This window comes from Finegoldia sp., from assembly GCF_046991905.1.
Taxonomy (GTDB): domain Bacteria; phylum Bacillota; class Clostridia; order Tissierellales; family Peptoniphilaceae; genus Finegoldia.
The window spans coordinates 1-9,906 of record NZ_JBKWZF010000053.1; the positions used below are offsets into that span (position 1 = coordinate 1).

Here is a 9,906-nt window from a genome sequence, read left to right on the forward strand (position 1 = left end):
GTGTAATGCTGATATTTGTCTTGCAGAGAGTTTTGATGGAGTACATTTTAGAATGTATACAAGGCCCCTTATGACGAACAAAACATGTGGTAAAGTTGGTATTTATAAACCTACTTCCGGAATGGTGGGTGGAAATTTCTTCCTCTACTATACTGCGCAAGATGTTGATAATAGAGCTTTAAATAAAATGTATCTTACAACTATCAAAATCATATATATTATATGAATATATTATTCCTTTCCGGTTATAATATAAATCCAGTTGATGGCGGTATTGCAAGGATTACGCACACACTCGCCAAATTATTTATAGCAACTGGACATAGGGTTTGGTACTTAGGATATCGTAAAGTTAGTGATGATGATATACGGAGGCAATTATATTTTCCTACAGGCAAGCCTGTAGCTACAACAGAGAATCTGAATTTTCTCGAAAACGTGATTGTTACAAAATGTATAGATGTAGTGATTGTCCAGAAGAATCCTTGTGAGGCATATTTAAAAATGTTGCATGAATGTAAGAAACGACATGATTTTTTAATTGTTTCGTGTTTTCATAATTTGATTCTTACTCAGTTTTACAACTATGCCTATGGAGTAGAATATAAACTGAAAAAGGGTAAACTTGCTTTTATATTCTCTTTACTTAAAAATAAATGGATTAATCAGTTGTTGGTTCATATCTATATTATTAAGAATAAATCGCTTTACCGATATATTGTGGATAATAGTGATGTGTCTATTGTACTTGGCGAAGGACATAAAAATGAACTTCTAAAGATGATCGGAAGAAAATTTGATGATTCAATACAAATTATTCCAAATTGTGTTAACGAAACTCATATGAGCAGATTGGAGAAGACGAACGAGGTTCTTTGGGTTGGAAATGTAGACTGTTCTGTCAAGCGAATAGATTTTATGATTGATATTTGGGATAAAATACAGATTAAACATCCTGACTGGACATTACGAATATTAGGCGATGGCCCTTCGCTTCAAGAAATGAAGGATAAAATCCGAATCAGCGATATTAAGAATGTTTGTTTTGAAGGAAGGGTTATACCAAATATATATTATGAAAGAGCAAAGATACTATGTGTAACTAGCGTTCATGAATCATTTTCTCTTGTTACAATTGAAGCAAAAATGCATGGAGTCGTCCCTGTTGTGCAAGATAGTTTTCCCATAGCAAGAGAAATTGTAAATAATGGCGTTGATGGTATTATAGTAAGACCGTTCAGCCTTAACGATTTCTGTGAAAAGCTTGATAGTCTCATGGATAATGATGAGTTGATAAAAAGATATTCTGAGAATGCGATTATTAGTTCACAACATTATGCGCCTACTAGGATTTTTGCCTTGTGGGAAAGTTTGTTTATGAGATTTACCAAAACAGGATTTTGTACAACAAGATGAAATTAGTCAATATTTGAATAACAATTTTTTTATGAAATTAAATAAAGTAAAACTATTCTTTCAAGAATTCCGTGATCTTTCATACAAATATAATTTTCAGAAGAATATCTATGTTTATTTTCTTCATTGGATGATTCTTCGCAATATGTATTGGATAGATATGGAGGGATACTTTGAAAATGAAGTATGGCGCATTTCAGAAAAACACGATTCCTATTTTGAACATTTTCATAAATATATTCATAGATGGAAATATGTTTATCATCGTTTTAATCCTGGCAAACACTCCCAGATATACTATAGGCTAGATTATATATTAAGCAAAATATTCTGTCCTGGCCTTGATGCAATGGACTATTTCAGATATGAATTCTATAACTATAGTTTGGATAAGAAAAGAACATTCATTACAGAAGGCGGAATAGCTGCGATGGATAAAAAGTTCAATGGAAGTAAAAACCAAAAGAAATATCGAGAAATCCTGTCTAACAAATCGTCTTTCAATCGCTTCTTTTCTGAATATATTAATAGGAGTTGGATTTCCTCTGATAATTTGTTATTTCGGGATTTTTTTGACTTTTTGATGAAAAATAAGCATGTAATTGTCAAACCGATTGATGGCGTTGGCGGTGAAGGCATATTTAAGAAGATTATTCAATCAGAAAAAGAGATTAGGGAGTTGTATGATTATATTAAAGGGAAAAAGGTAATCATTGAAGAAGTTATATCTCAGTGTACGGAATTAAAGGATTTGAATCCGAGTTCAGTTAACACTATTCGTGTATATTCTGTAGAAAAAGAAAATCGAATATTTATCATGGGAGCACTACTCCGTATAGGAAATGGTAAAGGTATTACAGATAATTATTCTTCAGGTGGATTAGCAGCAACTATAGATGTTGAAACAGGAATTATTATAAGCCCGGCTGTTTCTCAGAATAATGATAATGTTTATGTGCACCCTTATACAAATAAGGTCATTATTGGCTTGCAAATTCCAAAGTGGTGCGAAGTGCTTGAGTGTGTTAAACAGGCACATAGTAAAATGCCTCAACTTCGTTACATAGGGTGGGATGTTGTAATTTGCGAGGATGGTACAGTAACTTTTCTTGAAGCAAATACATGTTCTGGTGTGGAACTACAGCAGCATCCGCTTCGTAAAGGGGTTAAACATGTATATGCTCCATATCTTTGAATTTGATAATAGGATTATTTCCCAAAATGTAATTGCAAATATAATGAAAAAAGAAGATAATATCATACGTATTTCATTCCTTGGCGATTTAATGTGTACGATACCAATGACTCAAAAGGCGGAGCGAAAGACAGGGTATGATTTTAAACCTGTATTTGAGAATATCAAGGATTCTTTAATCAACCGATTATGTTGTTGGTAACCTTGAGACACCTTTGGCTGGTGCTGATTGTTTGTATACTTTTCATCCTACTGAATTTAATACTCCAGATGAATTTGCGCTTGCTGCATATGAGGTTGGGATAAAAATGTTTACTACTGCTAACAACCATTCGTTAGATAGAGGTTTGTACGGATTGAAAAGGACCTTAACTGTTTTAGACCAGATTGGTGTTGAACATGTAGGTACCCAACTGAGAGCTGATATGGATCGTACATTTTATAAGACTATAGGCGGTATAAAATGTGCTTTTATTTCATATACATATGATACGAATTCTCCTTGGATGAATAATAAATTGAAGGAAGAAGATCTATATCATATTAATTTATTTAAAGAGCAGGAAAATTTCCCGAAAGGAGGAGAAGGTTATGAGGGACCTGTATTCAGACGCGTTTTGCGCTCTATAGTACCGGATTTGATTAAAGATATTATTCGTGATAAGAGTAAAGTTGATTGTGGAGAACTCAATGATGTAGCTTCTTCAAGGAATAAACGTTATGAGGATTCTTTATTTGCTGATATTAAAAGAGCTAAACATAAGTCTGATTACGTTTTTGTATGTTTGCATATAGGCGGTCAATACAATAATAAAATAGGCGCATATACAGGTAAAATAGTAAATAAGTGTAAAGAAGCTGGCGCACATTATGTGATATGCAATCACCCTCATTGTGTTCTGCCAATCTCTCTTGATGGAAATAGTAATCTTGTTGCTTATGCATTGGGGAATTTTTGCTATACTCCTAACTGGGGTTATTACGTTGATGGTAAGTATTCTGAATATTCAATAGTTTTGCATTTGCTCTTTTCAACTGAAACTAAAAAAATATGTGATATTCGCTTTTCTATATTAAAATCAGTTGATAACAAAATAAATACTCAGGTGTACAATATCTATGATTTATATCGTTCAGAAACAAATAATCGAACCTTGAAAAAAAAATGAAAAAGAATTTTCGAGTGTATTGTACAGATTCTTGAAGTCGCATGTTGGAAAAATAGAGATTAAAGAAGAATATAGTATTTACGAATTTATGAACAAATTTTCTTGTGATTAGACTCATAACTTTTAATTAGGAAGAAATTTTTTGTTCATGCAGAATCCAAATAAAATTATATCTTTTGTTGTCGCCTTTCAGGTGATAGCTCAAGGATGTAAGAATATCCTGGTGCAAGGATTTCCATTCTTTTATGAGATAAATGATATGTTGAATGTCGTAATTATGGGTGGTTCTTTGCTGATGTATGTATATGCCTTGTTAACAACGGGGAGATTGCGAATACCTGTTCAAACTATAGCTGTTCTATTCTTTGTGGGGATAACCTATTTATTTACTTATGTGTTTTGCTCTCAAAACGCAAAATACATTCAGCCTACTATTCTTAGAACACTCGTAGCTTGCTTCTTTACCTTTCTGCTTGTAAGCAAACTGTCGACTTTTGAATATCTTTGTAATTATTTCACCAAAGGTTCTTTCCTGATAACTTTGAGTGGCGTATTATATGCTGGGATTATCAGCGTTATAGGTCATAGTACCACTTCTGATTGGAGTACGTATTCTATGACTATGTCAAATGTGTTACTCTTGTCTGTACTTTGGCAGTTAAATGCATATTTCGGTTCAAAAGACAAGCTGGCACTTATTGCTGCCATTATTGGTTCTGTGATAATATTTATATATGGATCAAGAAATCCGTTCTTAGCTATTGGTTTCTTTGTTTCGATGAAAATATTATTCAATTCGAAAAGGAAGAGTTCATCTGGAGTCGCCATCAAACTGTTCTTTGTTTCTTTTGTTTTGATTGTATTATTTTTCTTTAAAGAAATACTAGCTTTTGTTGGAGGAATGTTTGATTCCTTTGGGCTGAGCAGTCGCACCCTATATTATCTGATAAATGCAGATACTGAAGATATTACTACAGGCAGAGCTGAGATTCATGACAAGTTGTGGGATATAGTCCTAAATGATCCTTTTTTAGGTTTTGGTGTTGCTGGTGATGAAGTGGTAATACAAGAACTCGCTCATAGTATGTACCTAAGCATTTTCGTTACATATGGAGTGATATTGGGTAGCCTTGTTATTCTTTATCTATTCTCGCAAACTATAAAAGGTATTTGTAGAACATCCGGCCTAAATCATAATATAATTATTATGTACGTCTGCCTCGTCTTTCCAAGAAGTTTTACGGGAGGCGATATTTGGGCAAATGATTCTTTATGGTTTTTAATGGCGTTAATCATATCATCTCTTCGACAAAGAAAAAGAGTAATGGTTTGATACAAATAGTTTATAACCATGAATGTTAAATTTTTTTTAAATTGTGTAAATCCAAGACTCCTTACTAGTCTTCAGTTTCTCTATCATTTCCATAGGCCATTGAACTGGTTCAGTCCAAAAGATTTGAACGAGAAAATCAACTGGCTGAAGTTTAATTCTGACATGAGTTTGTGGACATTGTGTGCTGACAAATATCGTGTGCGTGAATATATTCACGAGAAAGGGCTTGATGATACTCTTGTGAAACTATATGGTGTTTGGGAAAAAGCAGAGGATGTGGATTGGGATTCTCTTCCGGATTCTTTTGTTCTGAAGACAAATAACGGAAGTGGTGATATCCTTGTCTGTAAAGACAAAAGCAAACTGGATATAGAAAATACAGTTAGGTTGTATTCTGCATTGCTCTCAAAATCGTTTAGTGAGACAAATGGCGAGCCTCACTATGCTGCCATGAAACCTTGTATGATAGCCGAAGAAGTGCTTGACTGCAAGAAACAGCCGATAGAAACAGACACGCTGATAGACTACAAAATTTGGTGTTTTAATGGAAAGCCTCATCATATATGGGCATGTTTCAACAGACATCAAGGATCTGTAGAGGTGGCTACCTATGACTTAGATTGGAAACGACACGATGAGTGTAGCGTTTTTACTTCACATTATAAGCAAGCCCAATCAGATTTGCCAAAACCTGTGTCATTAGATAAAATGCTTGAGATTGTCTCAAAACTTTCATGTGGAATACCTCAGGTTAGAGTGGATTTGTATGAAGTTGATGGCAAACCATATTTCGGCGAGATGACTTTCTCGTCAGCTGGTGGATTTATGAATTTCTATACATCCAAATTTCTGCGAGAGATGGGTGATTTGGTGGATCTGTCATTGGCAAAAAGAAAATAAAGAAGAGATGTACGACAAAATAGTTTTTTTAGTTAGTTCACTCTCTCAACCTCGTGCTATACGCAGAGTGGAATCTATAGCAGCCCTCGGATATGAGGTAGAGGTGTACGGATATGATAGAGTGCAGTATAACTGCAATAAGTTTTCTGTGAAAATACCAGTGACCATTTTAGGTCAGATGTCAAAAGGTAATGGGTATTTTGAAAAGATTAGAACCGTAAAGCGAGATATTGCTCGTGTCGTAAAGGAACACAAGGGGCAGAGTTGCCTTTATTATTCCTTTGGTTACTTCGAGAGCATCTTCCTTCGTCTGAAAGGCGTTCCATACGCATACGAGATTTCGGATATAGCATACGGATTTCCTTCTTTTGGTAAAGCCCGTCCTTTGCTTCGGGCAATTGACCGTAATCTTGTGAAGAATGCTCAATTTACTTTGCTGACATCTGAAGGTTTCAAGGGTTTCCTTAACCAGCCAAAGGCAAGATTTATTGTTCAGCCAAACAAGGTGAACCGTAAGATTATTGGTGTGGAGCGCAAGCCGCTCAACCTGAAGGATGACCACTTTATATTTTCATTTGTGGGTTCGATACGCTACGCCTCAATGATGCGTTTTGCCCGAACCATAGGAAAGTATTTCCCTCAGCATGAGTTTCACTTCCATGGAGTGGCAAATGTGGAATCGACCCAGAAAGCTATTGATGATATGATGGAATTGTACCCGAATATCAAATTGTTTGGTGCTTTCAAAAATCCTGATGATTTCGAACATATTTATAATTCTGTAGATGTTGTGGTGGTGACATATGGAGTAGAATCGCTTAACGAAACTATCTTGGATCCAAACAAATTGTATGAGGGCATTTTTTTCTGTCGTCCGCTGATTGCTACTAAGGGGACTTTTCTTGCTGAACAGATAGAAAGTTATGGTTGTGGCATCAGCATAGACTCTTCGACAGAAGAGGCAATACGCGATTCGCTCAGCCAGCTGACAATAGAGCAACTTAACAATATTTCTAGAAAGGAATATGAAATAGAACGCGAAGAGGTTTTTGACAGTATGGATAATCTTTCAACATTACTTGAGGAGATATGCAAGAAAAGAAAGAATTGAATTGGGTAAATGTGGCAAAAGCAATAAGTATTATCACTGTGTTGTTTGTGCATACGGAAAACTATTACGGTCTGAAACTCGGCGAAATCAATCAATTCTTGTGCGGATTCTATGTAAATGCTTTCTTCTTGATAGCGGGTATTTACTTTTCCGTAAGCAACTTAATAAACCTGCCATTGAAGCAGGTTCGGCTCAATATATAATAGGGAATGGTAAAATGTTGATATTTAATATTTTATATAGGCTGTATATTCCCATGATAATATTCTCAGCAATTGAGTTTTTACCGAAGATTATGATAACTCACAGAGCGTTTGAATTTAATGCACTCTTAATTGAGACAGTAGGAGCAGGTACCTATTGGTTTACATCTGCTCTTTTGATTGCTGAGGTGATTATTGCCTTGCTTTTGGTAACTAGAAGGCAAAATATTGGGTTTTACGTCGTAGTTCTAGGAATAATATCTTCTATAGGCATGTATCTTTATAACATAGAAATTTTCCACCTACATCGCGAACCATTTTTTGTTAGCAGGGGAATACTGGCCTGCTTCTTCTTGGGATTAGGAGCCTTATACTGGAAATATGAGACATGGTTTGATAGAGTCATCAACAAATACACCATCCTGCTTCTTATAGCACTCTATTTGTATATAGCTTATTTCTGTCCAGTTGCTCCAAGATTTATGGTCTCAATGGGTGATATGGATGTATTAGGCTACTTTTTCGGATTCCTTGGATCTGTTATATTAATCTGGTTTTGTAAACAGTTGCCACAGATAAAAATTCTCACATTCGTTGGTCGAAATAGCATCTGTTTCTATTTCATGAGTGGTGCGTTGCCAATCACATTATCTGCTATTATAAAAATATTTTATTCTCAGGCGTCCCTTTGGGGGTTATTTTTAATATTTGGCCTTACATTAATTGGGGCGTATATAGCAAGCTTGGTTATTGTGAAATATCTGCCATGGATGCTTGATATTAGGAAATTAAGAAAATGATGAAAAAAATTGTTCTTGTGAATCAAACATCTGGTTTCCTTGTGGTGGATGACTTGAATGCATATTGCGCGAAATATGACAGTATAAGTGTGTTGTGTAGTAGTCTTCGCCCGGGGATGAGACCTGTCAATCCGAAGATCAATATTGACAAAATCTGTAACTACGATAGGTCAAGTAGCACAAAGAGAATGGCGACTTGGCTGTTGGCATCCATGCAGGTATTCTTCAAGTTACTCTTCAAGTATAAAGATTGTGAAGTAGTCTATTATACCAATCCGCCAATGGCTTGCTTCTCAGCCTTACTCTTGAATAACAAGTTTCGTATTGTGGAGTATGACATTTATCCTGATGCTCTCAAGACAATTGGTATAAGTGAAAAAAACTTTATTTATAAAATATGGGTAATACTGAAAAAACGCCTCTATAAAAAGGCAGAGAAGATATATACTTTGAGCGAAGGGATGAAGGAGGTTCTGACAGCCTATGGGTCAACTGAAAAAATAAAAATTGTGCCGCTATGGTCGGTTTCTGATGATTTCAAACCTGTGGCTAAGGAGGCTAATGTCTTCATCAAGCAGAACAATCTTGATGGGAAGTTCATCGTTATGTACTCTGGAAACATCGGTTATACCCATAGTGTAGAGTGTGTCGTGGATGTAGCCAAGGAGATGATAGATGATCTAGATGTGCAGTTCCTGATTATTGGAGACGGGAAGAAGAAAGCCGAACTGATGGAGAATGTGGATCATTCGAATCTGCAGAATGTACGCTTTATGCCGTTTCAAGACTTTAGTATGTTACCATACTCATTGGCCTCGGCTGATCTAGGGGTGGTCACTTTGGATGAGAACGTTTCTAAAGTGAGTGTGCCAAGCAAGACTTTCAACCTCTTGGCTGTGGGTGCTCCTCTTTTGGCAATCTCGAATGACGACACTGAAATGTACAGGTTAATTAACAAATATGACTGTGGCCGTTGTATTCCAAAGAAAGATATTGAAAAAATGGTGCTCTATATTAGGAAGTTGCGTGATGACAAGGAATACAAAACTCAACTCTGTAACAATTCTGTAAAAGCAAGTAAAGATTTCACATATAAGAATACAGAAATGTATTTTGAGGATTAATCTTTTAAAATAGTAGTTATTGTCCAAAAATGACATATTGCTTATCCATTGCAAACATGCGAATTTTACTTTCGTTAAATCAAGAAGCGAAGTTTATGTATAGTTGTAATGACTTTGAGCGTCTTTTTTGCGCTACAAATTAGAAGGTACTCTCTCGGGAATCTCCATAGAGCAATTCTGTTTGTCCAACAAAGTATCTTATAGCCTGTTTGAAAAATGGTACAAGGATACCCGAAAAAAGATAGTATCAGTCCAAGTCTTGGGTACTCTTCCAACAAAGTTGGATTCAGTGGAAACCTCTACATCGGCTTTGAATCAATCTCCGAAAGATGATTCCTCGGTTCTTCCGCATGCCGGACTTCGTATCTTGGTAAATATCCGCATGAATAACGGTGTTAATGTCAAAGAATGTATACGCTGTGGATGTTTGTTACCCTTGGCTATCGGAGTGGATTAATAACAAGTATTAAAAATCAGTATGTTTTTTGATGTTATTTATTGGGGAGTCACCTTGTGTGGCTTTCCTTAGGCTATACGTCGAAATTGGATGCTAACTAAATTCTGGCTATATGTATTGTTTTTTTTTGAAACGTGTAATTGATTTTTGTCTTGTTTTTTGCGCTTTGGTGATTTGTTGTCCTGTACTTTTCATTAT

The 9,906-nt window shown here is 35.5% G+C and carries 10 protein-coding genes and 1 pseudogene; all 11 read left to right on the forward strand.

The annotated features are described in order from the left end of the window. On the forward strand, positions 1-226 hold a 226-nt coding region (locus tag ACLUJM_RS11365), incomplete at its 5' end, for a hypothetical protein (RefSeq protein WP_412412849.1). Beyond that, positions 223-1,416 carry a glycosyltransferase gene (locus ACLUJM_RS11370; RefSeq protein ID WP_217737696.1) on the forward strand — a complete coding sequence of 398 codons (1,194 nt, stop codon included), beginning with the start codon at positions 223-225 and terminating at the stop codon, positions 1,414-1,416. The genes ACLUJM_RS11365 and ACLUJM_RS11370, both read left to right, overlap by 4 nt. A gap of 145 nt (positions 1,417-1,561) precedes the next feature. After that, entirely contained in the window at positions 1,562-2,611 is a 1,050-nt protein-coding gene (locus ACLUJM_RS11375; protein ID WP_412412850.1) for a sugar-transfer associated ATP-grasp domain-containing protein, read from the forward strand. A gap of 194 nt (positions 2,612-2,805) precedes the next feature. Then, positions 2,806-3,780 (forward strand): annotated as a pseudogene (locus ACLUJM_RS11380) (CapA family protein); the annotation flags it as partial. A 148-nt stretch (positions 3,781-3,928) separates the two neighbouring features. Next, positions 3,929-5,113 carry an O-antigen ligase family protein gene (locus ACLUJM_RS11385; protein WP_412412853.1) on the forward strand — a complete coding sequence of 395 codons (1,185 nt, stop codon included), beginning with the start codon at positions 3,929-3,931 and terminating at the stop codon, positions 5,111-5,113. Positions 5,114-5,212: 99 nt separating this feature from the next. Continuing rightward, positions 5,213-6,013 (forward strand): ATP-grasp fold amidoligase family protein, encoded by an 801-nt coding sequence (locus ACLUJM_RS11390; protein ID WP_412412851.1) that lies wholly within the window; start codon positions 5,213-5,215, stop codon positions 6,011-6,013. After that, positions 5,976-7,124: a hypothetical protein gene (locus ACLUJM_RS11395; protein WP_412412852.1), complete on the forward strand. Its 1,149-nt coding sequence runs from the start codon at positions 5,976-5,978 to the stop codon at positions 7,122-7,124. The genes ACLUJM_RS11390 and ACLUJM_RS11395 overlap by 38 nt, the downstream gene beginning before the upstream one ends. Further along, the gene (locus tag ACLUJM_RS11400; protein WP_412412855.1) at positions 7,103-7,327 is read left to right on the forward strand and encodes a hypothetical protein; all 225 of its coding nucleotides are present in this window, start codon (positions 7,103-7,105) and stop codon (positions 7,325-7,327) included. Before ACLUJM_RS11395 ends, ACLUJM_RS11400 begins: the two co-directional genes overlap by 22 nt. Further along, positions 7,225-8,127 (forward strand): acyltransferase family protein, encoded by a 903-nt coding sequence (locus ACLUJM_RS11405; RefSeq protein WP_412412854.1) that lies wholly within the window; start codon positions 7,225-7,227, stop codon positions 8,125-8,127. The genes ACLUJM_RS11400 and ACLUJM_RS11405 overlap by 103 nt, the downstream gene beginning before the upstream one ends. Continuing rightward, positions 8,124-9,251, forward strand: coding sequence for a glycosyltransferase family 4 protein (locus ACLUJM_RS11410; protein WP_303246740.1), 1,128 nt, complete (start codon positions 8,124-8,126; stop codon positions 9,249-9,251). The genes ACLUJM_RS11405 and ACLUJM_RS11410 overlap by 4 nt, the downstream gene beginning before the upstream one ends. A gap of 127 nt (positions 9,252-9,378) precedes the next feature. After that, positions 9,379-9,708, forward strand: a complete 330-nt coding sequence (locus ACLUJM_RS11415) for a hypothetical protein (protein WP_234212394.1) — start codon at positions 9,379-9,381, stop codon at positions 9,706-9,708. Positions 9,709-9,906 lie beyond the last annotated feature (198 nt).